The organism is Phycisphaeraceae bacterium (genome assembly GCA_019636735.1).
Taxonomy (GTDB): domain Bacteria; phylum Planctomycetota; class Phycisphaerae; order Phycisphaerales; family SM1A02; genus VGXK01.
This window is the reverse complement of sequence record JAHBWY010000004.1, coordinates 17,424-40,363: the sequence shown is the minus strand read 5'-3', so window position 1 is coordinate 40,363 and position 22,940 is coordinate 17,424. Positions and strand designations below refer to the sequence as shown.

General features: G+C 65.5%; 17 protein-coding genes. 15 read left to right on the top strand and 2 right to left on the bottom strand.

Annotation, left to right across the window (positions count from 1 at the left end; translation table 11 throughout):
* The first annotated feature begins 28 nt into the window (after window positions 1-28).
* The 14 genes from KF724_06295 to KF724_06230 all read left to right on the top strand — a co-directional run bounded on the left by KF724_06295 (window position 29) and on the right by KF724_06230 (window position 17,633).
* The gene (locus KF724_06295; protein ID MBX3355290.1) at window positions 29-1,561 is read left to right on the top strand and encodes a hypothetical protein; all 1,533 of its coding nucleotides are present in this window, start codon (window positions 29-31) and stop codon (window positions 1,559-1,561) included.
* A 95-nt stretch (window positions 1,562-1,656) separates the two neighbouring features.
* A complete protein-coding gene (locus tag KF724_06290) occupies window positions 1,657-2,673 on the top strand; it encodes a hypothetical protein (protein ID MBX3355289.1) in 1,017 nt (338 codons plus the stop codon).
* Window positions 2,673-3,641 carry an ATP-binding cassette domain-containing protein gene (locus KF724_06285; protein MBX3355288.1) on the top strand — a complete coding sequence of 323 codons (969 nt, stop codon included), beginning with the start codon at window positions 2,673-2,675 and terminating at the stop codon, window positions 3,639-3,641. Before KF724_06290 ends, KF724_06285 begins: the two co-directional genes overlap by 1 nt.
* Entirely contained in the window at window positions 3,631-4,953 is a 1,323-nt protein-coding gene (locus KF724_06280; GenBank protein ID MBX3355287.1) for an ABC transporter permease, read from the top strand. The genes KF724_06285 and KF724_06280 overlap by 11 nt, the downstream gene beginning before the upstream one ends.
* Window positions 4,954-4,980: 27 nt before the next feature.
* Window positions 4,981-6,501 (top strand): hypothetical protein, encoded by a 1,521-nt coding sequence (locus KF724_06275; GenBank protein ID MBX3355286.1) that lies wholly within the window; start codon window positions 4,981-4,983, stop codon window positions 6,499-6,501.
* A 15-nt stretch (window positions 6,502-6,516) separates the two neighbouring features.
* Window positions 6,517-7,050 (top strand): HIT domain-containing protein, encoded by a 534-nt coding sequence (locus KF724_06270; GenBank protein ID MBX3355285.1) that lies wholly within the window; start codon window positions 6,517-6,519, stop codon window positions 7,048-7,050.
* Window positions 7,051-7,151: 101 nt separating this feature from the next.
* Window positions 7,152-7,307 (top strand): hypothetical protein, encoded by a 156-nt coding sequence (locus tag KF724_06265; protein ID MBX3355284.1) that lies wholly within the window; start codon window positions 7,152-7,154, stop codon window positions 7,305-7,307.
* 52 nt (window positions 7,308-7,359) lie between these two features.
* Window positions 7,360-7,665 (top strand): hypothetical protein, encoded by a 306-nt coding sequence (locus KF724_06260; GenBank protein ID MBX3355283.1) that lies wholly within the window; start codon window positions 7,360-7,362, stop codon window positions 7,663-7,665.
* Window positions 7,666-7,757: 92 nt separating this feature from the next.
* Window positions 7,758-9,104, top strand: coding sequence for an MFS transporter (locus tag KF724_06255; protein ID MBX3355282.1), 1,347 nt, complete (start codon window positions 7,758-7,760; stop codon window positions 9,102-9,104).
* 123 nt (window positions 9,105-9,227) lie between these two features.
* Complete coding sequence (locus KF724_06250; protein ID MBX3355281.1) at window positions 9,228-11,003, top strand: 30S ribosomal protein S1; 1,776 nt, start codon at window positions 9,228-9,230, stop codon at window positions 11,001-11,003.
* A gap of 234 nt (window positions 11,004-11,237) precedes the next feature.
* A complete protein-coding gene (locus tag KF724_06245) occupies window positions 11,238-13,142 on the top strand; it encodes a hypothetical protein (protein MBX3355280.1) in 1,905 nt (634 codons plus the stop codon).
* A 118-nt stretch (window positions 13,143-13,260) separates the two neighbouring features.
* The gene (locus tag KF724_06240; GenBank protein ID MBX3355279.1) at window positions 13,261-14,280 is read left to right on the top strand and encodes a hypothetical protein; all 1,020 of its coding nucleotides are present in this window, start codon (window positions 13,261-13,263) and stop codon (window positions 14,278-14,280) included.
* Between the two features lie 81 nt (window positions 14,281-14,361).
* Window positions 14,362-15,966 (top strand): MFS transporter, encoded by a 1,605-nt coding sequence (locus KF724_06235; protein ID MBX3355278.1) that lies wholly within the window; start codon window positions 14,362-14,364, stop codon window positions 15,964-15,966.
* A complete protein-coding gene (locus tag KF724_06230) occupies window positions 15,963-17,633 on the top strand; it encodes a glycosyltransferase family 39 protein (GenBank protein ID MBX3355277.1) in 1,671 nt (556 codons plus the stop codon). The genes KF724_06235 and KF724_06230 overlap by 4 nt, the downstream gene beginning before the upstream one ends.
* A gap of 204 nt (window positions 17,634-17,837) precedes the next feature.
* On the opposite strand, the gene KF724_06225 is transcribed toward KF724_06230, so the two are convergent.
* Window positions 17,838-19,379 (bottom strand): HAMP domain-containing protein, encoded by a 1,542-nt coding sequence (locus KF724_06225; protein ID MBX3355276.1) that lies wholly within the window; start codon window positions 19,377-19,379, stop codon window positions 17,838-17,840.
* Window positions 19,380-19,534: 155 nt separating this feature from the next.
* On the opposite strand from KF724_06225, the gene KF724_06220 reads away from it, so the two are divergent.
* Window positions 19,535-19,948, top strand: a complete 414-nt coding sequence (locus KF724_06220) for a hypothetical protein (protein ID MBX3355275.1) — start codon at window positions 19,535-19,537, stop codon at window positions 19,946-19,948.
* Window positions 19,949-19,991: 43 nt separating this feature from the next.
* On the opposite strand, the gene KF724_06215 is transcribed toward KF724_06220, so the two are convergent.
* Entirely contained in the window at window positions 19,992-22,865 is a 2,874-nt protein-coding gene (locus KF724_06215; protein ID MBX3355274.1) for a DNRLRE domain-containing protein, read from the bottom strand.
* Window positions 22,866-22,940: the final 75 nt, after the last annotated feature.

Below are 22,940 nucleotides of genomic sequence, written 5' to 3'. Positions count from 1 at the left end.
GGGGCTCGCGACGATCATCGCCGCGCTGATGCTCTCGGCGCTCGGTCTCCTGACGACCGGATGCGCTTCGACATCCGAGAGTGGGCACGCGATCAGTTCAACTGACTCCGCATCGACAGCAAGCGCGAGACCCGGTGACGAGGCGATTTCAAACGAGATTGCGCTGGCCACCTTCGATGCCGTCTGGAAGCGCATCAGCGAAACCGACTTCGATCCCGACCACGGCGGTGTGAACTGGGTGGCCGTTCGCGAGGAGCTGCGACCGAAGGCGAACGCGGCCACGACTCAGACCGAGCTTCGTCGAGTGCTCCACGACATGGTGGGTCGACTCAATCGCTCCCACTTCGCGGTCATTCCCGGCGAAGTGGCGCAACCTCGCCGCGCCTCGACGCGCGACTCCAGCGCGGGCCGCGCATCGTCACCATCGCCCGGGCCCGCCGCATCGGCCACCACGACCTCGCCGTCGTCGGGGGACGCGAGTGCCCCGTCGCCTGCTGACGATCGCCGCGACGCCCAAACCCCCTCGCCAGACGGCTCCGTCGACGGCGGCCGTGATGACGCGACTTTCGGACTCTCCCTGCGGTCGATTGAATCCCAGGTCGTCGTCTTTGATGTGGCCGAGGGTTCAAGCGCTGCCAAGGCGGGTGTCGAGCGAGGCTGGATCGTGCGTCGAATCGGGGACGACGACCCGGAGCCCACCCTTGCGCTGGTCGCTCAATCGAGCGGCCCGATGGCGCGCATGGCGGCCGAGGCGTACGCCGCGAGCCTCGACGCAGGTCCGCCGGGAGTCGTGCGCATGATCTTCGAGGACAACAAGGGAGTGGAGCGCACGCTCGACCTCGAGCGACGCGACTCCAACACCCGCTATGTGAAGGTCGGCGCCCTTCCCCCCATGGTGGTGTCCATGAAGAGCGGTTGGGTCGATGAGGAGACACTCGCACGAGCCGGCGCATCGGGCGCTCGCGTTGGCCTGATCCGGTTCAGCGTCTGGGTCCCTGAGGTGGGACCAATGGTCGATGAAGCCGTCGATGCCCTGCGCGACGCCGATGGCATCATCATCGACTTGCGGGGCAACCCGGGTGGATTCGTCGGCATGGTCATGGGCACCGGCGGACACTTCGTGACCGAGCCGATCGGAATCGGAACCATGATCAGCCGGGAGAGTGAACTCAACTTCCGCCTCAATCCGCGTCGCGCAACGCGCGACGGGCGTGCCGTGTCGCCCATCACTGCGCCACTTGCGATCCTTCTCGATCCGGGCTCCGCCAGCACCAGCGAGATTTTTGCCGGCGGACTTCAGGACATCGGTCGGGCGCGCATCTTCGGCGAAGCCAGCGCCGGCGCAGCGCTCCCCGCCCAGCTCTACCTGCTTCCCAACGGGGATGTGCTTCTCCATGCGTTTGCCGACTTCCGAGTGCCCTCGGGAGGCACCCTCGAAGGCGGCGGGGTGCGCCCCGATGAACCCCGCGTCCTGACGCGATCTTCACTTCAAGCCGAGGGCGATCCCGTGCTTGCCGATGCACTTCGCTGGATCCGCAGCTCCACCCCGGCGGTACGATGAGCAACACTCGCGGGCGTCGCGGCCTGCGCCAACGCCGCGTGGCCATCGAAGGTTCACCATCGGTCGATCGCGAACACTGACGAGAAAGGTCCCCCATGTTGCGCTCCTCTTCGTCTCGCTCCGGATCTCGGCTGCATTGCTGGTCGGTCGCCGCCTTGGCTGCACTTGCAGGTGGCGCCCCGTGTCTTGCCCAGGGTCAGCCCACTGCACCGAAGCCGCCCGCACCGCGTGGCGCACCAACGGTGCCGGAGCTCCCGCAAGCGCCACAGCTTCCGCAGGCTCCGCAGGCGCCGGCCATGCCGCGCATGCCGGGTGCGACCGGCCCCAAGGTCACGCCGGTCGATGACGCGCCCACTCCGGAAGCGCTGTGGGCGAAGTTCATCGATGCCATCGGCGGCGAGGAGGCGATTCAGCGCAGCGGCTCGCGCCGCACGAAGGGGCGTTTCGAAGTTCCCATGGCTCAGATCAAGGGATCCATGGAGACGATCTCCAAGGCGCCCGATCTCATGGTGATGACCATCGACCTCGGTCCCGCCGGTGTGACTCGCCAAGGCTTCGATGGGACCTATGGCTGGACCGTCGATCAAGCCATGGGCGAGCGTCTGCTCGAAGGCGAGGAGCTCGATGATCTGCGCCGCAGCGGTGACATCACCGGCAGCGCCGACTTTGTGAAGCGCGCGTCGAAGGCCACCACGCTGGGCAAGGCTGACTTCCGAGGCCGCGAGACCTGGGTGGTGGAACTCGAAGGTCTCTTCACCAACCCTGCGACCTTCTATCTCGATTCGAACGACGGTCTCATTCGCGGCCTTCGCATGACCTCGAAGACGGCGATGGGTTCCATCCCCGTCGAGATCGAAGTCACCGACTACAAGCCATTGGGCAAGGAGCTGATCGCCACGCGGAACATCTCGAGACTGATGGGCATGGAGGTGATCATGACCACGGACGAGGTCATCACCGAGGAGATCCCCGCGAGCGAGTTCGAGCCGCCTGCGGCCATCAAGGCGCTCATTGAGGCGAAGAAGCAGGGTGCTGGCGCTCCCGCCGGCGGGAACACCCCAGCAGCGCCGCCAAGCGGCACCCCCAAGGGCAACGGCGGCGTCGCGCCTTGATGACCGCGCCCGCGATCAGCATCTCCGGAGTCCGCAAGCAGTTCCGCGAGACCATCGCGGTGCGCGACCTTGATCTGCGCATCGATCGCGGCACTCTGTGCGGTTTCCTCGGCCCCAACGGCGCGGGCAAGAGCACGACGATCCGGATGATCATGTCGATCATCCACCCCGATTCCGGCCGCGTGGAGGTGCTGGGTGGTTCGGCGCTCGACGCGAAGGACCGTATCGGCTACCTGCCGGAGGAGCGCGGGGTGTATCGCAAGATGCGGGTCTCCGAGTTCCTCCGTTACATGGGGCGGCTGAAGGGCCTCACCCGTCAGGACGCCGATCATCGTGCGGCGGCGTGGCTCGCGCGCCTTGAACTGGCCGAGGTGCTCCCCCGCCGCTGCGAGGAACTCAGCAAGGGCATGCAGCAGAAGGTGCAGTTCGTGGCCGCGGTCATTCACTCGCCTGAGCTGCTGATCCTCGATGAGCCCTTTTCCGGTCTCGATCCGGTGAATGCGCGACTGATGGCCTCGGTCGTTCGCGACATCAGCGCCTCGGGGGCCACCATCCTCTTCTCCACACACCAGATGTCCCACGCGGAGCAGCTCTGCAATCGAGTGGTGCTCATCAATCACGGGCTGAAGATCCTCGACGCCACGCACGATGAGATTGCCGCGCGTTTCGACCCGAGAACCATCGTGCTCGAACCGCTGCCCGGTGCAGCCATGAACGGCCGAATGCAGGCGATCGAGCAGGACATCCGCCGAATCGACGGCGTTCACGATCTCACATGGAGCGAAAGCGGCCGTCGCGCGGAGCTGGCCCTGGCTCCGAACGCCGACTCGCAGGCGATCATGTCGCGAGCGCTGGCCCTGCTGCCGTTGCGCTCGATCGAGGTGGCTCGTGTCTCGCTCGACGATGTCTTCGTGCAGTTGGTGGGCGGCGGACCCCGACCTTCAGAGGGAGGCGAAGGTGGCGATTGACCCCGGACCGCGCGCATGGCCGAAGATCGCCGCTGTCGCGTGGCGCGAGTTCCGCTACACGGCGCTGACCAAGGCCTTCATCTTCGGGGCCATTGGAGTTCCCGCCTTCATGGTGGTGTTGGTGATGGCCCTGCCCATGGTCATGAAGAGCACCACGACCGTGGTCCGGGGCACGGTGACGATCATCGATCCAACCGGCGAAGTGGCCCCGCATCTTGAGCGTCTGCTCGCGCGCGAAGCCGCCGAGAGTTCGGAAGGCTCTCGACGCGATGACATTGGTGGCGGGCCGCTCGAGCTCACGCTGGTCAGGGAGAGTGATGCCGCGAATTTGGAGACCCTGATCGGCTCGCTTGGAGACGACGGTTCGGTCGCCGTGGTGCGCGTTCCCGACGGGCTCCTCGAAGATCCGTCGTCGTCGAAGAGCACATGGGAACTCGATCTGGTGGTGCAGAACGCAACGCCGTGGCATGTCACGCAGCGGCTCGAGCGCATGAGTCGAAGCGCTGCTGTCGAGGCGCGCCTCGCGCACCTGGGCATCGATGCCACGCAGATGCGGGCGCTCATGCAGCCGCCGCGCATCACCTCGCAGCGCGTCAGCCCGCAGGGCGGACTCAAGAAGGAAGATGTCTTCTCGCGGCTCATGCTCCCTGTCGGGTTCATGATGCTGCTCTGGATCTGCGTCTTCACCAGCGGGCAGTACCTCCTCACCACGACCATCGAGGAGAAGAGCTCGCGCGTGATGGAGGTTCTGCTCTCCGCCGTCAGCCCGATGCAGCTCCTGACAGGAAAGCTCCTGGGACAGGCGATGGTGAGCATGGTGATGCTGGGCATGTACACCGGCGCCGGCGTATCAATGCTGGTCTTCCTCGCGATGGCCGACCTCGTGCAGCCGATCCAGTACCTCTGGCTCCTGCTCTACTTCGCCATGGCGTACTTCATGGTCGCCACCATGATGGTCGCCGTCGGCAGCGCCGTAAGCGACCTCCGCGAGGCGCAGGCGCTCATCACGCCGGTGATGCTGATCCTGATGGTGCCGCTCTTCCTCTGGCTTCCGATCTCAACTGCGCCCAATGGCGGATTCGCCACCGCCGCGAGCTTCATTCCGCCGGCCATACCATTCGTCATGATCCTGAGGCTTGCTTCGACGAGCGAACCGGTCCCCATGTGGCAGATCGCGCTGAGTCTCGTGGCTGGCTTTGCCAGCGTCATGGTCATGCTCTGGGCGGCCGCGAGGATCTTCCGCGTGGGCATCCTGATGCAGGGCAAGCCGCCCACGCCGCGTGAGCTCCTGCGCTGGACCCTGGTGCGCTGAACGGCCCACTGGAGCGCCGTTGCGTTCATGCTCCCCGCACCCATCACCTTGCTGCTCTGGAACACCGGCACGCTGCTGGTGATCGGTGCTCTGGTCTGGGTGATCACATGGGCGCTCTTCTTTGATCGTCACTGGAAGCGTCCGCGCTGCCCTTCATGCTGGCATGACATGAGCGGCGCCACTTCGCTCCGCTGCTCCGAGTGCGGCCATGTCGCCGCAAACGAGCGAAGGCTCCACCGCCGCCGTCGCCACTGGTGGCTTGCACTTCTCGCGTTCGCGGCGCTCCTTTCGCTCACTTTCTACCTGCGCTCGGAGTGGAGTCGTCGCGGCTGGGGGGAGATGGTCCCCGACCGGGTGGCGGTGGCGCTCCTGCCGTGGATCTCCATGAGTGGTTTCAGCGGCGACATTCACCTTGAGCTCTCCGATCGAGTTGCTCGCGGACACCTTTCAGTGCCGAATGCGATGCGCCTGCTCGAACGAGTCGCCGAAGGCGACGAGGCGGCACGGCCGGGTTCCGTCGCCTGGTATGAGAAGTATGGCCGACTCCTCGATCGCTGGGTCAATAGCGGTCGAGCCGCGATGGTCCTGTCGCACGGCTCCGTTGAGCCATTCGCCGAGATCGAGAAGCGCCTTGAGCGCCTTCCGCCGGTGCTGGCCATCATCCCGCCTGGCGGATGGATTCCCGGTCTGCCCGTACCGATGGAACTCATGGTGCAGCGGTCTATCGGAGGACTTCCGAAGAAGCGCCTGGTGATCGAAGGACACACGCTCTCCCCTGTCTCAGGTGCTCCGCGAGCGCCGATGGATCGTCCCATCGAACTCATGAGCGAGCAGCCCTTCGTCGTGCGGATTCCCTTCCTGATGGACCCGCTGCCCGAGGGTACGAACTTCGGCGAGGTCACCGTGCGCGTCGAGGAAGGGATCGGCCAAGGCGAGTGGGTACCGCTCATCTCACTCGAACTGCCGGTTTCGGTGCGGGTGCTTCCTCGGTGGCCCCTGCCGCCGAACACGCCCGATGATCCCGCAGAGTTCCAGGGGCGTCGATCGCCGGAACTCGATCAGGCCGTCGCGACCTTCGTCTCGCCCGGTCTGGTCCGCTGGGAAAGGGGCGATCGCCGATTCGCGATGCGCTTCGATCCGATGCACCTGCTCACCTCGGGCTTTGAAGACATCGCCGTGGGTGGCGTCGCCGAGATCCTCGAAGATGGCGTCGTCCGTCGGCGTCTGCTGGTCTGGTGGAGCGGCGCTCGCGGACTTCGTTTCGAGCCGCCCGAGGAGGACGCGGAGGCGCTTGAGCGGGCCAACGCCGAAGATGGTCGTTGGACGCTTCGATTCCGCGGCCTGCGTTCGGTGGCGCTGCGAGCATCACTCGGTCCCGGCGGAACCAATCGAACGGCATGGTGGGATGGCGAAGTCACCGTTCCGCTGCGCGTTCAGGATGTCGCCTTCGAGTCGATCCCGCGCATGTGGTCGATCGGATCAACTCCGATCGGTGATGACCCGGCGGCCCAGGAGCCATCGGACACCACAGCCGCGCCGCTGCGCTGATCTACACTCCGCCCCATGCACAGCAATCTCTGGGCGCCATGGCGAATGGCGTACCTTCGCGATCTCGAGGCACGCAGTGCGCCGCTGGCGCCAGATCGCGGCGTTGAGAAGTCTCCCGCCAATTTCTTCGCGTCCTACTGGGCGGCACCTGCGGAGGATGAACGCAACCTGGTGGTGCATCGCAACGCCCACGGGATGATTCTTCTCAACCGCTTTCCCTACGCCAACGGTCACCTGCTGGTGGCGCTGGGTGATGCCCGCCCCACGCTTTCGCAGTACAGCGCCGATCAGCGTCGCGAGTTCTGGGCGCTGGTTGACCTCGCGGCCGCCACGGTGGAGAGCCTTCTTCGACCGCAGGGCATGAACATCGGACTGAATGTCGGGCGAGCGGCCGGCGCGGGAGTGCCCGAACATGTGCATGCCCATGTCGTGCCGCGCTGGGCGGGCGACACGAACTTCATGTGCGTCATCGGTGAAGTGCGCTTGATACCAGAAGACCTCGAAGCGACGGCACGGAGTTTTCGCAGCGCGTTCTCCCGATCGGCATGATGTCGCGGATAGAATCCACCGACACGACTTCAGGCCCCGCTGGGTGGAAATCGGCGATGCGCTCGAACCGATGCGAACCCCCAGGGACCGCCACACTTTCAATGCCCGCGACCCAGATCATGCCTCCCGCGTCAGCGGCGTGGAAGATCGACATCGAGGGCGGCGGCCCCACCTTGACGCGGGGTTCGGGCAACTCCTCCGACCTCGGCGGCTCGCCCGCCGGGGAGAACACCCAGTGGGGCCTGCGGCCGTGTTGACCGCGCCGGGCTGCGGGAGTACCTTCCCGCCTCGTACCAGGAAGGACCCACCATGCATCGAAGCGTTCGCATTCGTTCCAGCTCCTGCCTCGCCGCTCTCTCTCTTGCGCTGCTCGGCGCCTCGCTTGCGGGCTGCTACGACCCGAACAATGTGAGCTTCGATTACATCAAGGGCAACCTGAGCCCCGAGATGGATGGTCTCTCGGAAACCTCCTATGACATCCAGCGGAGCCTGGCTGTCAACCAGGACCAGACCCTTCGGATGTTCTGGCGCGATCTTGGTGTGATCTGGCTGATGGATCAGCCGAGCATGCTGAGCCCCTACTATGTGATCTCGACCAACGGCCAGCCCCGCTGACCGTCGGCTGAGCGAGCGCAGCAGTTCAACAAGGTCCTCTCTGCCCTTCGTGGGGTGATGAGACCGTTGACGGCGCTACGCTTCCTTCTTCAATGTGGTACCCCGGCTCGCTCCCCATCCGTGCACGCCCTGCGTTCACGCGAGAGCTGCTGAGCTGGTCGCTCCTTCCCTTCCTGCTCGGCGCCATCGAGGGCGGCACGATCAGCATCGTGGTGCAGAAGGCGTTCGCCGACGCGCCGGGCGTTTCGCCGATGGCGCTCAACCTGGCGCTCGTCTTCGTCATCGCCACACCGGAGTTTGCGAACTTCACATCATTCGCGTGGGCAGCCGCGGCGCATGGACGCAGGAAGGTGCCCTTCATCTCCATGCTTCAGCGGGCGACGGCACTCCTGCTGCTGGCGATGGCGCTCCTGCCCACCACGGCGGCGGGGCTGATGGCCCTCTGCGTGCTCTACCTCTGCGCCCGCACGCTCTGGACGGGCGTGATCACGCTACGGGCCGCGGTGTGGCGCGGAAACTACGACAAGAGCCTCCGGGCCAAGGTCGCGGGGCGAATGACGACCGTGCAGAGCATCGTGCTCGCGCTGAGCGGTCTGCTCATCGGTCGTGCGATGGATTACGACGCGCGCGCGTTCCATCTGCTCTTCCCGCTGCTGGCCGTGGCGGGCCTCTTCGGGAATGCCCTCTATCGCGGCGTGCGACTTCGTGGTGAGCCGAAGCTGCTTGCGACGGAGCGGGCGGAGTCGACGCATCGGCCCACGCTGAATCCGATGAGCGTCGTGCGCATCCTTCGCGAGGATCGCGCCTATCGAACCTTCATGCTGTGGATGTTCATCTTCGGCATTGGAAACCTGATGGCGATGTTCCCGCTCACCAAGGCCTTCGAAGGTGCCTCGTACTTTGAAGGCATTCTCGTGCGCACCGCCATTCCCTATGTCGTCATGCCGCTGGCGATTCCATTCTGGGCAAGGCTTCTGTCGCGACGCCATGTCATCGAGTTCCGCGCGATTCACGCATGGACCTTCGTCGCCGCCACGCTCACCCTGACGGCCGCGAGTCTCATGGACAGTCTCGCCATCTACTACCTCGCTTCCGTCTTCCTCGGCATTGGGTTCGCCGGAGGCTCGCTTGCGTGGAACATCGGGCACAGCGACTTCGCGCCGCCGGAGCGCGATGCCGCCTACATGAGCGTGCATGTCACCCTCAACGGATTGCGCGGGCTCATGAGTCCCTTCATCGCGTGGGGGCTCTGGTCTTGGCTCGCTCCCCTTGACCTTGAGCCGGGTGTCTTCCTGCTCTGCAGCGTGGTCAACATCATCGGCGCCCTCGGTTTCGTCACGATGGCCCTCGATCGTCGTCGGCGAAGCCGGCCCGTGGCCGTGCCGGTGGCCGAAGCCCCCGCTGCGGCCGATGAGTCGATGTCCCCATCGAGGCGCTGACTTTCCCCGGCGATTCGCTACACTCGCCGATCCCGCTTCTCCCGGTCATGCGATCGGGCGGGTCGTCTCCCAGTCGTTCAGGCACGGTGCCCGAGCGACGCAACCACGCACACCCTTTCATTCATGGTCGATTACAACCTCATTGAAGACCTCCAGGTGGACCTCTCGATTGCCGAGCGCATGGTCCACGAAGCCCTTGGCCGCGACTTCGAAGCCGCGGGCGTCACCTCGATCGTCAAGGGCGATCTCAAGAACTTCGAACCCGGTTCCATTCTCAAGGGTCGTGTCGTCGGTCTCTCCGGCGACTTCGTCATCATCGATGTGGGCCTCAAGAGCGAGGGCCAGGTTGAGAAGAGCGAGTTCGAGGGCTCTGGCGGCGTCACGCTCGGTGACGAAGTCGAAGTCCTTCTCGAGAGCCTCGAGGACAACGACGGCTCCGTCACCCTGTCCAAGCGCAAGGCCGATCGCATCCGCGGCTGGGAGCAGATTCTCCAGACCCGCAAGGAGGGCGATGTCGTCGAGGGCAAGGCCCTCCGCAAGATCAAGGGAGGCCTTCTCGTCGACATCGGTGTGCCGGTCTTCCTGCCCGCGTCGCAGGTCGATGTTCGTCGCCCCGGTGACATCGGCGACTACCTCGGTCGCACCATTCGCGCGTCGATCCTGAAGATCGACACCGAGCGACAGAACATCGTCATCAGCCGCCGCAAGCTCATCGAAGAGGAGCGCGACGAGGCGAAGCGCAAGCTTCTTTCGCAGGTCAACGAGGGCGATGTCGTCAAGGGCACCGTCACGAACATCGCCGACTTCGGCGCGTTCGTCGACCTCGGCGGTCTCGACGGCCTGCTGCATATCACCGACATGAGCTGGGGCCGTGTGAATCACCCCAGTGAAATCGTGCGCATCGGCGATGAGATCGAGGTCAAGATCCTCAACATCGATCGCGAGAAGGAGAAGATCGCGCTGGGTCTCAAGCAGAAGGAGACCAGCCCCTGGGAGGAGATCGAGAAGAAGTACCCCGTCGGCTGCCGTGTTCGCGGCACCGTCGTGAACCTGATGAGCTACGGCGCCTTCGTCCGCCTGGAAGAGGGCATCGAAGGCCTGGTGCATGTCAGCGAGATGAGCTGGACGCGGCGCATCAACCACCCCTCCGAGCTGGTGCAGCCCAACGATGAGATCGATGTCGTCGTCCTTGACATTGACAAGGACAAGCTGGAGATCTCGCTCGGCATGAAGCAGACCGAGGTCAACCCATGGGAGCTCGTCGGCCAGAAGTACCCGCCGGGCACCATCATCGAAGGCAAGGTGCGCAACCTCGCCAACTACGGCGCGTTCATCGAGATCGAGCCGGGCATCGACGGCCTGCTCCATGTCTCGGACATTTCGTGGACCAAGAAGGTGGCGCACCCGAACGAGCTCTACAAGAAGGGCGACCTCGTCAAGTGCGTCGTCATCGATGTCGACCAGGAGAAGCAGCGCGTCGGCCTTGGCGTGAAGCAACTCACCGAGGATCCGTGGATCGAGGCGATCCCCAGCGCGTACCGCCCCGGCATGATCGTGAAGGGCAAGATCACGAAGATCACCAACTTCGGTGTCTTCGTGGAACTCGAGGAGGGCCTCGAGGGTCTGCTCCACATCAGCGAGCTCTCCGATCAGAAGGTCGAGAACCCGCAGGATGTCGTCAAGCCCGGCCAGGAGGTCGATGTCAAGATTCTCCGCGTCGACACCGAGGAGCGCAAGATTGGTCTCAGCCTGAAGCGGGCCCAGTGGGGCTCGGCGCAGGCAGCCAGCGAGGCCGGCGAGCGTCCCGTCGATCGGGAAGACTTCGGCCGCAGTTCCAAGGCCACCCGCGGCGGCATGGACGACCACGGCTCGATGGGTTCGCACAAGATCAAGGTCTGATCGAGCACCGCTCGACGAGATGCTGCGAATCGGTCCGATCGGCGCGGGACACCGCGTCGATCGGGCCGCTCAGCAGAGTGCCGCAAAACAGAGCGCCGCCAGCATGATGTAGCGCCGATGGTGGCGTCTGACACGGAGGATGTCAGCGAGTCGACTCATGGGTCGAAGGGACTTCTCTCGAGGACTTTCACAAGGTGCGGCCCCGCGGCCGCGTCACGCGAACGGTACTCAATCATGACCGCGAAATCGCGACTGTCCAGCCCGCGAGCTGTGATCCAGGCGTTGGCCTGTGCGCTTTGGATGGTCTGCACGCCCCATTCGGCGCTCTCGGAACCACCTTCACTGGAGGAGGCCATCGGCGCATGGATCGAGGCCCGCGCGTGGATCGACTCGATGGAGGCGCCCGTGCGACCATCGGTCGCTCCCGATCCGGGTGCGCGGCGAGCCCCGGGTGGAGCACGCCCCGAAGGTGGAGCCGTTGCCGAGCCTGCCGACCATGGTGCGACGGCCGTGGTCATTCGACTCCGCGGTCGAGTGGTCGGAACCGGCATCGACTTCGGACCTCCCGGCGACCAGCTCCGGCGGGCCGTGGCACAAGCGCTGGAGCGAGTGCTCCGAGACGACATGGTGCACCTGATTCCGCGCGAAGATCGCGGCGAACTCGGCCGCATGCTTGCGCTTGAGCTTGAGATTGCGTCGGCCCCCGAGCCGATGCCAGGACGAGGCCTCGGCCAGATCACCACCCGATACCAACCCGCGCTCGATGCGATTGCATTGCGGCGCGGCGATCGGTGGGTGTGGTCGATGCCCTCCGTCGCGCAAGCCTCGAACACCGCCAATGATGTTGTGCGCTCCTGCGTCGCGCTTCTTCAGGAGCTCGGTGTCGATGCCCGCGATCTGCCCGCCCGCGAACTTCCCGAGTCGATGGCGTTCTATCGCGCCGCCACCCGACGACTCGCCCAGCGGCAACCCGCCGACGCGCCCTTCGAAGTGATCCGCGGTCGGGAGGTCATTCCGGTCAGCGCGCTCGGCCCCGTTGGCCGCATCGCCTTCGCCGAGGCCATGGCCCAGTTCCTCAGCGCACATGTCGCTCGACCATCACCTGATGCGCCGCCCGAGACGCGCCAGCTCGGGCAGCTTGGTCTGCGCGGTGACTATCGCCCCCACCTCGACTTTCACCGCACGCTCGTGGCCCCGCCGCGCGATCAGGGAGTCGCGGCATGGGCGCTCGCGCTCTTCGCCACCATGCCCGAGGCCTCGTCCGACGCGCGAGGTCGCTCCATCGCCACGGCGAGGGAGTTGCTGACGGCGCTCGAAAGCGTCTCTGATGTCGAGCTGGACCCGGTCGAGTCACCAGCCGCCGTCGCCTTCGCGCTGATGGCCGATGAGTTGCTGCGCGGTGCCTCCGAACAGCCCTCTCCGATGACCGACGCATTTCGGGATCGTCTGCGAGACGCCCTGCGCGCCCGACTGCGCGAGGACGCCGGGGCCGATGGATCGAAGGCGATGGAGCTCGCGGCCGCGGCGCTACTCGAGTCGCGCGGCGCGGGCGTGATTCCGACCGAGGAACTGAACTCACTTCTTGATTCAGCGTGGGCGCCGGGAGAGGCTGGCGCCATCGTCGGCAATCTGCCCTGGCTCCTGATGGCGGAGCGCGCTCTTGGTGCCTTCAGGAATCCGGAGCGCGGAGCTCGAATCCTCGATCGCGTGGCGCCGATCCGGCTGGCCCTGCTGCGATCACAACTCGGCGTCGGCGGACCCGAGGAGGGCGCCCCCGACCTCGCCGGTGGCTTCGCGCTCTCAAGCGCCACTGGAACCTATGCCAATGCCCAATCCGCGCGACCAACGCTGGCGCTCGCGATCATGCTGGGAGAGCCCCTGCTCGATGGCGATCTCGCGCTTGATGACGCCATGAGAAGCCAACTCATGGCCCTTCGATTCCTCCGCCAGCTTGCCGTTGATGAGCGATCGAGCTACGCGTTCCGGGACCGATCCCGAGTCACCGGGGGGCTGACTGAGTCGCTCTGGGACAGCACCCAACCGATGGCCGCCACGGCCACGGCCCTTGCGGCGGTTGTCGAATCAGAGCGGGCCCTGCGGGCTGCCGCGTCCAGATCGAGGCCATCGTCCGGAAAATGATGGCAACCGAGCGCGCTCTTCCAGCGGAGAGTCCCCGTAGAATTGACGATGTCAGGGGTGGTCGCCTTGCGGCGCCACCGATTCGGCTGGTCCATCCGCCTCTTTGAAGGGGTCCCCAATGCGCTCACGGCGAACGACCGCTCTCACGCTGGCCACCCCAATGGTCGCCCTTTTCATCACGACGGGCGATGCACTCGCGCAGAAGCTCTCGGATCGCCTCGCCGCGGTCGCCGAACAGCGGGCCCGCGACGAGGCGGTCAACACGAGCAAGCCGCGGCTCCTTGGTGCCCTGCTCTACACCGACATCACCGTCGACTTCCAGCGGCGCACGGCGCGCGAGGCGATCGACTATCTCAAGACCGTGCTGAATGTCCCGATCGTGGCTCGCTACAACACCGATCGGAATGCGACGGGCGGCATCGACCCCGAGCAGGAGATCGATCTCGAATTCACGGGTCCGGCGCTGACTGTGCTGGAGCGGCTTCTCGAGATCTTCGAACAGGATGCGGGGCCCTGCACCTGGCAGCTTCGCAACGGCTACATCGAAGTCGGCACCAAGGATCGCCTCATGCGCTCCATGGAAGTTCGACTCTATCCGGTGCGTGATCTGCTCATTGAAGTGCCATACTTCGACAATGCGCCCGACTTCAACCTGAACCAGAGCATCACCCAGGGCGGCGGCGGGGGCGGTGGTGGCGGCTTCGGCGGCGGTGGTGGGGGAGGCGGATTTGGTGGTGGTGGTGGTGGTGGCAGCGGAGGAGGCGGCGGCCCGCCCATCGGAAACCCCGGCGAGCGCCCGCCGGCCATTCCCATCCAGGAGCGCGCGGACGAACTCGTTGAAATCATCGTGAGCACGGTCGAACCCGAGCGATGGGTTCAGACCGGAGGCGAGTGCAGCATTCGCTTCTACAACGATGTGCTCATCGTCAACGCGCCTGACTTTGTCCATCGACAGCTCGGCGGGTACCCATTCGCCGCCGCGCCTCGCGTGCAGGTCGATCGGCCCCGATATGTCACCTTCACGGCTCCGATCTCGGTCGTGCAGAATGTGAAGTTCACCACCGCGCAGACCCAAGGCGCGGCGGGAGGCGGTGGCGGCTCGGGCGGGAGTGGTGGCTCTGGCGGCGGAAGCCCCTGAGTTCAAGACCTGAATCACACCAGTTGTCGCGCGGTGGGCATTGCTCGCAGATCTTCGCCTCGAGGGCGGTAGCATCCGCCCGTGCCGCAGCCCGCGTCCGAAGTCACGCCCTCCGTGCGCCGCAGCCTGAACGCCTGCACGGGTGATGGCGCGACCTACAGCTTCATGGTCGGGTCGGGGGAGACCTACTTCGCGGCGTTCGTGCTTGCCCTCGGTGCGAGCGACGAGGCGGGTGGCCTCATCAGTTCCATTCCGCTCCTGATGGGGGCGATTCTTCAGCTCGCTGCACCGCGAATGGCGGAGAAGGTTGGCTCGCCGCGGCGCTGGGTGGCGATCTGCGCCGTGGTCCAGTTCCTGAGCTTCGTACCGATGGTCATCGGCGCGTTGACCGGTGGCATTCCAGTGCCGATGGTCTTCGCATGCATCTCGCTCTATTGGGCCGCGGCGCTCGGTGCCGGGCCGACATGGAGCACCTGGGTGGCGACCATCTTCCCGGCGCGCTTGCGGGCTCGCTACTTCGCGCTGCGGAATCGACTCTGCCAGATCGTGCAACTGGGTGGGATCATCGGTGCGGGGCTGATCCTGGCCCGATTCGAGCATGTTCGGAGTGCACCCGTGACCGATCACGCGGCGCAAGCGGCGAGTGTGAGCGAGGTCCCCGAGGTGACGGCGGTCATCGACGCCGCTGGCGCAGGCAGCGTTACCGAGGCCCCGATGGCCGTCGATGTCGCGAGCGTCTCCGAGGGAGCCGCCGCAATGTCGGGGAGCGACCTGCTCCTGCCCGGCTTCGCACTCATCATGGCAATCGCGGCCCTCTCGCGACTCTCGAGCGTGCTCTTCCTCCGTGCCCAGCACGACGCTCCCGAAATCACGCGACGCAACGAGGTGATCAGCGTGAAGTCGACGCTCGCGCGGATCGTCCGCGGCCGTGAATTGCGACTCATCCAGTACCTCCTCATTGCGCAATTCACGGTGCAGATCAGCGCCCCGTACTTCAATCCTTACATGCTCCGCTCGCTCTCGCTCTCCAAGAGCGAGTACCTGCTCATGGTCGCCACGCTCTTTGCCTCAAAGAGTCTCTTCCTTCCGCTGCACGGCCACTTTGCGCGGCGCTTCGGGGCGCGCCGGCTGTTGATGGTGTCCGGCGTGGGAATCGTGGGGCTCAGCGCCGCATGGGTCGTGTCGCCCAGCCTCTGGTATCTGGTTCCATTGCAGGCGCTCAACGGCTGCGTCTGGGGCGCATGGGAACTGGCCACCTTCCTGCTCATGCTTGAAATGATTCCCGACCGTGAGCGCACTGGTGTCCTGACCGTCTTCAATCTCCTGAACTGCACGGCCATGGTGATCGGATCGCTTGCTGGCGCGCTGCTGCTCTCATCGATGGGTGCCGGGCGGGAGGCGTATCTCACGCTCTTCCTGCTTTCGAGCCTTCTCCGCCTGGCGGCGCTGCCAGCGCTTTGGGCGATCGGTCGCGAACGACGGCCGCCTTCCCAGGCGCTCACGGTTGCGGCGCAGGAGGCGGCAGGGCGATCGGCGCCTGGAAGCCAGGGCCGAGCGGCGCTCCCAGCGTTCTCTGGGCCCGCCAAGTCACCCTCGACGCCCACTCGCAGATCGCGGCCACCGAAGAAGGGGGCGCCCGGCGCGCGAGGCGCGCTTCGCCGCTTCTGGAGGCGAGGCGGCTCATGAGAGAGCGCAGCGTCTGGCGCTGGTGGGGCTCGGTCCTGTTGGTGGCGGTCGGACTGCTGCTGCTCGCCAGCCTTCCGACGGCGGCGCTTGCCGACTTCTTCTCGCATCCCGAGCATCCGTGGCGCCAGGGGCCCAATCATGTCGGCGCTCTCTGGCTCCGCATCGCGGCGGTCGCGACGGCCATCATGTGGGTGGCGGGCGCGCTCCTCCTTCTTCGCTGGCGCAGCGATGCCGATCGCGAACCCGGTCAACCGGTGTCAAGGATCGAAGTCGGTTCGGTCGCATTGATCGCGCTGCTCGGTCTGCTGGTGCGCATTCCATTCCTGGGGCACGGGCTCTGGTTCGATGAACTCGCCGCAATCGGAGATTTCACCAAGCATGGGCCGGGGCCGATCCTCGGGGCGTGGTTCACACCGAGCAACCATGTCCTGCAATCCCTGCTGACCTGGATGTCGGCGCAAGCCTTCGGTGCCGACGAGTCGTCGCTGCGCGCGCCATCGTGGGTGGCGGGCACGCTGGCGATCGTGTGGATGCACGCGCTCGGTCGTCGCGTCGGCGGCGTGCGGCTGGGTTACGCGGCGGCGCTGGTGATGGCGCTGATGCCCGTCGCTGTCCTCGAAACGACCGAGGCGCGCGGCTATGGGCTGGTCATCTTCTTCACGACCGTCGCATGCTGGGCGTTCCTGCGCGGCATGCAGGACGGCGAGCCCTGGACCTGGGTTGTCATGGCCTTCGCCGGCGCAGCGGCCACATGGAGCCACTTCGTGGCCGCGCTCGTCATGGTCGGCTTCGCACTCGTCGTGGTCGCCGTGTGGTTCAGCCGTCGGCGGGAACCCCTGCTTCGAATGCGAGCGCAATCCGCCATGGTCGGCATCGTGATGTCGGGCGCCATGGCCATCACCATGCTCGCGCCCCTCCTGCCTGATGTGATCGCCGGCCGAGCGCTCTTTGCGGCAACTGACGGCGACACGCCTTCGCTTCAGTCAGAGGAGGGCCTTCGCCTCATCCTGATGCTCGGTGGAACATGGGCGGCCGCGCTGCCGCCCTTACCTGCGGCGCTCCCCGGTTTGCTCATCATGGTGATCGGCCTGTGGAGTGCGCGGCGGACGCCGTGGGCGCGCTTCGCGCTGCTGGCGTCGATGGCGGGCTTTCCCCTGCTCATTCTGCTCGCCCTCGGCGGGAGTTGGACCTATGCCCGCTTCGCGTCCTTTGTCGTTCCGGGCGTGGCGCTTGCGCTCGCACTCGGCGTCATGACGCTGATCCGATTTCAACGCCAACTTGGTGTGATGGCGATCGCCATGCTGGTGGCCAGCGCCCTCGTGGAGTTGGCGCTCCTGCCGCCGCGACAGCCGCTGCGAGATGCGTGGGAAGAGGTTGCTTCGCGCAAGGGGCCCGGCGAGATCGGCATCGATCTCGGCCTGCGCGGGAACATCAGCTCCTTCTACGCCCCCCCCAACATGCCGGTCGCCCCATCTGGAGTTCTCGGCTCGGATCTTGTCGTGCGCCTCGCCGAGCCGCGCGCGCGCTGGGTGGTGGTGACCTACCCCGATTTCCTTCCGCCGCAGCGCTGGCGGGAACTTCGCGACGCTGGATTCGAACAGGATCGAGCGTGGCCGGGCTGGATCGACTGGGGGCGCGGCCGCGTGGAACTCTGGGTCCGAAAGTAACGGGCCATCTCAGGATCCTCGACACCTCGGACCGGCGAGGCGGGGGTTCCTGACATAGCCTCATCGAGGCTTCGTGGCGCCTGTCCAGCGGCGCGGCTCTTGAACGATGGCCAGGAGTTCGGAGCGGCGTGGCGACGACGGTGCGACCACTGGGCGCCGCTTTCCACTCGCCACCCATGACGAGGGCTCGCTTCGAACCAGCTTCTACCCATCGCCCATCAGCGGCGGAAGCTCTCGGCCTCGGAACTCGAAGGAGAGCTCGACGAAGAAGGTCGATCCCTGCCCCGGCTCGCTCGAAAGTCCCACCGCCGCATTCAGCATGTGCGCGAGCTCGCGGCAGATGGCGAGACCCAGTCCCGTGCCCGAGTGCTGGCGCGTCTTGCTCGCATCGACCTGGCGGAACTTCTCAAAGATGGTCTCCTGCATGTCCTGAGGAACACCGGGACCGCGATCATGCACGGTGATTCGAACGCCGGCGGCACCGTCGGAGCGGACCACGCGTTCGGCGCCGAGCGTGACTTCCGAACCATCGGGGGAGAACTTGATGGCGTTCGAGAGGAAGTTGTAGAGGATCTGCTGGAGCTTGCCGGGGTCGGTCTCGATGGTCGGCAGCCCCGCAGGCACGCGCACCTGGACATCGATGCGGCGCGCCGCCGCCTGGGGACGCATGATCGTCACGATGCCCTCGACGAGATCGGCGACGCTCGTCGGCTCGATCACGACTTCCATGCGACCCGCTTCGATCTTCGCCATGCTGAGGAGCTCGTTGATCATGTCGAGCAGCGAGCGACCGCTCGAGAGAATGTGGCTGATGTAGCGGCGTCGCTTCGGGTCGGCAACAGGATCGTTGCGGGCGAGCTCGTCGAGCAACTCCGCGAACCCGATGATCGAGTTCAGGGGCGTTCGGAGTTCGTGGCTCACATTGGCGAGAAACTCGCTCTTCAGACGGTTTGACTCGTAGAGTCCGACATTTGCCTCGGAGAGCTCGCTGAGCTTCAGGTCGAGATTCTCGTTGATCGCGCGGAGCTGTTTCTGAGCCTGCTCGAACTGATCGAGCATGGCATTGAATGACTCGCCCAGTCGCTGGTACTCATCGGCCGATCGAATGCCGCTTCGGGCGCCGATCTCGCCTTTGCGCACGCGCTCGACGGTGTCGCGCAGTCGGCGAACTGGGCGCAGCAGGTCGCGGCGGACGAGCAACGCGTAGATGGAGCCGAGCGCCAGCACAGCCAATCCAGCGGCCACGCCCGTCCACAGTCGCTTGGCCCGGACCAGCGCTTCGAGGTCGTTCGCCGGCCGATCAATGACGATCAGCGCCTCGATCGGATCATCGGGGGGGAATGGAAGCGACGGTGGCCGCAGGTCCACGACCTCGCCCTCGGCGAGGGCCTTGGCGATGCTCCGCCGGACCGCGCGAACATACCGCTGGACGAGGCGGCCATCGACGGGCACATCGATCAGCAGTTCGAAGGTCTCCCCATCGCGCTTCAGACGCTCGAAGACTTCAAGGAGCGGAGACGCGCCCTCGGCGAGGGCCGTGGAGGTGACCAGACGGAGTGAGTCATCGCTCGTCGCACGAACCTCACCGTAGCGCTGCACCTGACGGCGGAAGTCCTCGCGGCGGATCTCTCGAGCCACCTGCCGCAGGGCCACCCATGGAACCGCGACCGCGCCACCCACGATGCCGATCGATGCGATCGTGAAGACGACGATGGTGCGGTTCACCAATGAGATGCGTCGCGCCACGAGAGGAGAATAGCGGGCCCTCCCGCGCGGCTGCCCTGGCTCGCACCGCCGCCCGCGCGTTCGGCGCTTCGAAGCCGCTCGGGGCCACGGCAGTGCAGCGCGTGACCAGCCAGCGCTCGACAGCGATGGCTCGTGCAGGTCGCTAGGCTTGCGCCATGCATCGCCCCGGCTGCGATCCGGATCACATGCTGCCGACTGACTTTCTCTGCGACTTCTGCGAGCGTTCCTGGCAGGAGACCCTCCCGTTCATCGAGGGTCACCATGGGAGTTGCATCTGCGGCGAGTGCCTTCGTGCCGCTAATCAAGCGGTTCAGTCGATCGCGCGAGATGGACCTGTGCCGGCACCGGCTCCTGAGCGGACCGGAGTCACGGCGCACGCGGCATCGGGTTCACCGGCGCCTCTAGCCGGTCACGCCACTCGCCACGAGACCGCCTGCACCATGTGCCTTGAAGTGCGCGACGAGCCCGGCTTCGCGAGTGCACGCCGCGCCGCGTGGATTTGCCGCCGTTGCATTGATCAGGGCGTCCGCGTGCTCTCCAAGGATCGCTCCGCGAACTGGCAGCCGTAAGAGACGCCCACGGCTCCAACGCTGAATGGAATCCGAGTCCGGGTCAGCCCGTCCAACCTCCCAGCAGAATGGCGAGATCGGCTCCGTTCACATCACCATCGCGGTTGATGTCAGCCGTGCAGTCGGCACACGCGCCCCACTGCCCCAGGAGAATGGCAAGATCCACCCCGTTGACGAAGCCATCGACATTGAGATCTCCCGGGTGAACGACCTTGAACTGTCGCATCATCTCGTGATCCTCGTGCTCCAGGATGTGGCAGTGATACGGGAAGAGACCGAGGTACTGATCGAAGTGGACGATGACTCGCGTGAAGTAGCCGGGCCATGCGTCAACGGTGTCCTTCCAGCCCATCTCGTTCGGTGCGGGTGGTATGAGCGGCCCGGTCGGCTCGCCCGAGACGGGATCGATCGCCTGACGATTCAGGACCTGCGTTGGCTCGAGATGCATGTGCATCGGGTGGCTGACACCCGAGTCGTTGCGCCAGGTCCAGATCTCCGTGGTGCCCATCACCGGGAACTCCGTGATCTCACCCCAGTGACGCCCGTCGATCATCCACATGCCTTCGTGATGTCCGGGGCACTTCGATCCTGGCATGACGGCGAGGTCGAGCACACGCTCACGCACGGCTGACCCCGGATCGATGCGCGGAACCGGCACCAGGAAGCCTGGCAGCGGCGCCGTGTGGCCCCTCTCAGGGCCAACGATGAACTTCATCACATTGGGAACAACGCCCACGCCGGGGAAGCCCGGATAGGGCGCCGGCGCAGAGTTCAGCAACACCACTTCCGTACCGCTGTCATAGGACGCGAAGTCGAAGATCATGTCGGCTCGCTCGCCGGGCAGGATGGTGACCTCGGAGAGCTGAACCGGCGCTTCGAGCAGACCGAGGTCTGAACCGATCTGCCAAAAGGGCGATCGATCGGAGAGTGCCAGCGTGTAGGCCCGGCTCGTGCTGCCGTTGAGCAGTCGGAAGCGATACTTGCCTCGCTTCACCTCGAGATACGGCCACACCTTGCCGTTGACGAGAATCGTGTTGCCGAAGAAGTGCCCTTGCCAGTGCTCCGGATAATCGATCGAACCATCCGCACGGAACGAGCGATCCTGGATCGCCATGGGAATCTCGAATTCGCCTGACGGAAGACCGAGGGCGCTCTCCTCCGCATCGCGGAGCAGGTAAAAGCCGGCCATACCCATGACCACATTCAATCGCGTGATTCCCAGCGCATGGTCGTGATACCACAGCGTGGCCGCGGGCTGATCGTTCGGGTAGTGGTAGAGCGGCGACTGTGATCCGGGCGGGAACGCATACTCGGGATATCCATCGCTGTCGTGGGCAACCTTGCCGCCATGGAGGTGCACCACCGCCACTGGAACCTCGCCCGTCATGTCGGGACCATGAAGACAGGTGTCCACGGCGAGCGCATGGGTCGATCGCAGCTGACCCGTCTCCCAGGCCCGGAGATCGTTCTTCCAGATGACGGTCACCGGCTCGCCTCGGAAGGCTTCGATGGTCGGACCCGGGTACGAGCCCGCGTACCCCCAGACGCGGGTGGGCGGAAGCGAAGGATGCAGTTGCTGCATCTGCTCTGTCATCGCAATCTCGTAATGCGCTGCGCCTCCGGGAACTCCACTCACCGGCGTCGCGACCCCGGGGCGGGGCAGCTCCACGAGGAAGGGTTCGAGCACCACGGCACAGGCGACGCTGGCGCACTCGCTTCCCGCGCCGTGGAACACGCCACCCGCCATCATGCAGTCATGCTCGGTGGTCGACTCACATCCTCCATCGGAGAAGCAGCATGCTCCGGTAGGCGATGGTGGCATGTAGGTCACTGTCAGCTTCGGTCGTGTGGCGACCGCTGCGCCCTGGCGACTCTGGAATCGCTTGGTGTTTGAGCTGCTGCCCTCATCGCCGAAGAGAATCCAGCCATGGTTGGTGTCGGGCATGTCAACCCAATGTTGAACATCCGCAACCACGGCGGCGCCTGACCAGGTGTAGCTCGAGTTGCTTGCGGCGATGACCGTCGACGCACTGGCGGCTCCGACGAAGTCGCCACCTGGCGAGGACCAGAAGGTCGTCGCGAAGAAGCGGTGCAACCAGGTCGCATCGCCCACCGTAGCCGCCGCTCCACTGGACTCGTTGCCGCCAGCCTGAGAGGTCCCCTCTCCCCACGAGGCGAGGAGCCGGTGAGCGGTCACAGCCGTGGCCGCACCCTGAGACTGGTTGCAGAAGAGCGTCATGGCGGCTGACTGGACCGTCGCTCCAGCAGGGATCGAAGAAGTGTCGAATCGAACCACCGGCCGCCTCTTCGCGCCGTTGTTCTGATTGCCTGCGTAGAGGTACTGTCCGAGCGCATTGCTGACGGACCCCGTGGCCGACTCATACAGGATGTTGTCTTGCGACGCCTGAAACTCGACGGTCATCGGCTGCGCGGCACACAGGGCCGCGGCGCAGGCGCTCCCAACTCCCTGGAACGCTCCCCCTGCGGCGATGCAGGCAGCCTCGGTCAGAAGATCGCATGTTCCATTGGCAAGGCAGCACGCGCCGAACGGGGCATCGAGGACCGTGACGATGCCGGCCATTCCTCCCGCGGTGCCATCTCCGTTGTCGAAACCGTGAGGAATGCAGTAGTAGTGAAAGACGCCTGCATGCGTGAAGGTGTGGGAGAAGGTCGGACTGCTTGAACTGATCGGCGCGTTCCACACTTCCACGCTGCCGACGACCGAGGTGGTCGTGTGATTGCCCTGGAGATGCACCCAGCGCACGGTGTCACCCACAGCGATCACCGGATCCACCACCGGCCCGCCGGGTGGATTGATGCTGAACTCGAGGTTGTAGACATAGACATCAACGGTCGCCGCAGCGGCGCTTCCGACCAGCACCGCGGCCGCGACGAAGGAAGGCACTCGCAGGTTCACGACGCAGATCTCCCGATCACTCGAAGACGAACAACATGACACCTCTCGCCATGAGAGAGTCACGCAGGTCACGCC

Excerpts from the sequence above, each read along its gene's own strand:
- KF724_06295 (MBX3355290.1), top strand. The coding sequence starts at position 29 with ATGCTCTCGGCGCTCGGTCTCCTGACGACCGGATGCGCTTCGACATCC.
- KF724_06290 (MBX3355289.1), top strand. The coding sequence starts at position 1,657 with ATGTTGCGCTCCTCTTCGTCTCGCTCCGGATCTCGGCTGCATTGCTGG.
- KF724_06285 (MBX3355288.1), top strand. The coding sequence starts at position 2,673 with ATGACCGCGCCCGCGATCAGCATCTCCGGAGTCCGCAAGCAGTTCCGC.
- KF724_06275 (MBX3355286.1), top strand. The coding sequence starts at position 4,981 with ATGCTCCCCGCACCCATCACCTTGCTGCTCTGGAACACCGGCACGCTG.
- KF724_06270 (MBX3355285.1), top strand. The coding sequence starts at position 6,517 with ATGCACAGCAATCTCTGGGCGCCATGGCGAATGGCGTACCTTCGCGAT.
- KF724_06265 (MBX3355284.1), top strand. The coding sequence starts at position 7,152 with ATGCCCGCGACCCAGATCATGCCTCCCGCGTCAGCGGCGTGGAAGATC.
- KF724_06260 (MBX3355283.1), top strand. The coding sequence starts at position 7,360 with ATGCATCGAAGCGTTCGCATTCGTTCCAGCTCCTGCCTCGCCGCTCTC.
- KF724_06255 (MBX3355282.1), top strand. The coding sequence starts at position 7,758 with ATGTGGTACCCCGGCTCGCTCCCCATCCGTGCACGCCCTGCGTTCACG.
- KF724_06250 (MBX3355281.1), top strand. The coding sequence starts at position 9,228 with ATGGTCGATTACAACCTCATTGAAGACCTCCAGGTGGACCTCTCGATT.
- KF724_06245 (MBX3355280.1), top strand. The coding sequence starts at position 11,238 with ATGACCGCGAAATCGCGACTGTCCAGCCCGCGAGCTGTGATCCAGGCG.
- KF724_06240 (MBX3355279.1), top strand. The coding sequence starts at position 13,261 with ATGCGCTCACGGCGAACGACCGCTCTCACGCTGGCCACCCCAATGGTC.
- KF724_06230 (MBX3355277.1), top strand. The coding sequence starts at position 15,963 with ATGAGAGAGCGCAGCGTCTGGCGCTGGTGGGGCTCGGTCCTGTTGGTG.
- KF724_06220 (MBX3355275.1), top strand. The coding sequence starts at position 19,535 with ATGCATCGCCCCGGCTGCGATCCGGATCACATGCTGCCGACTGACTTT.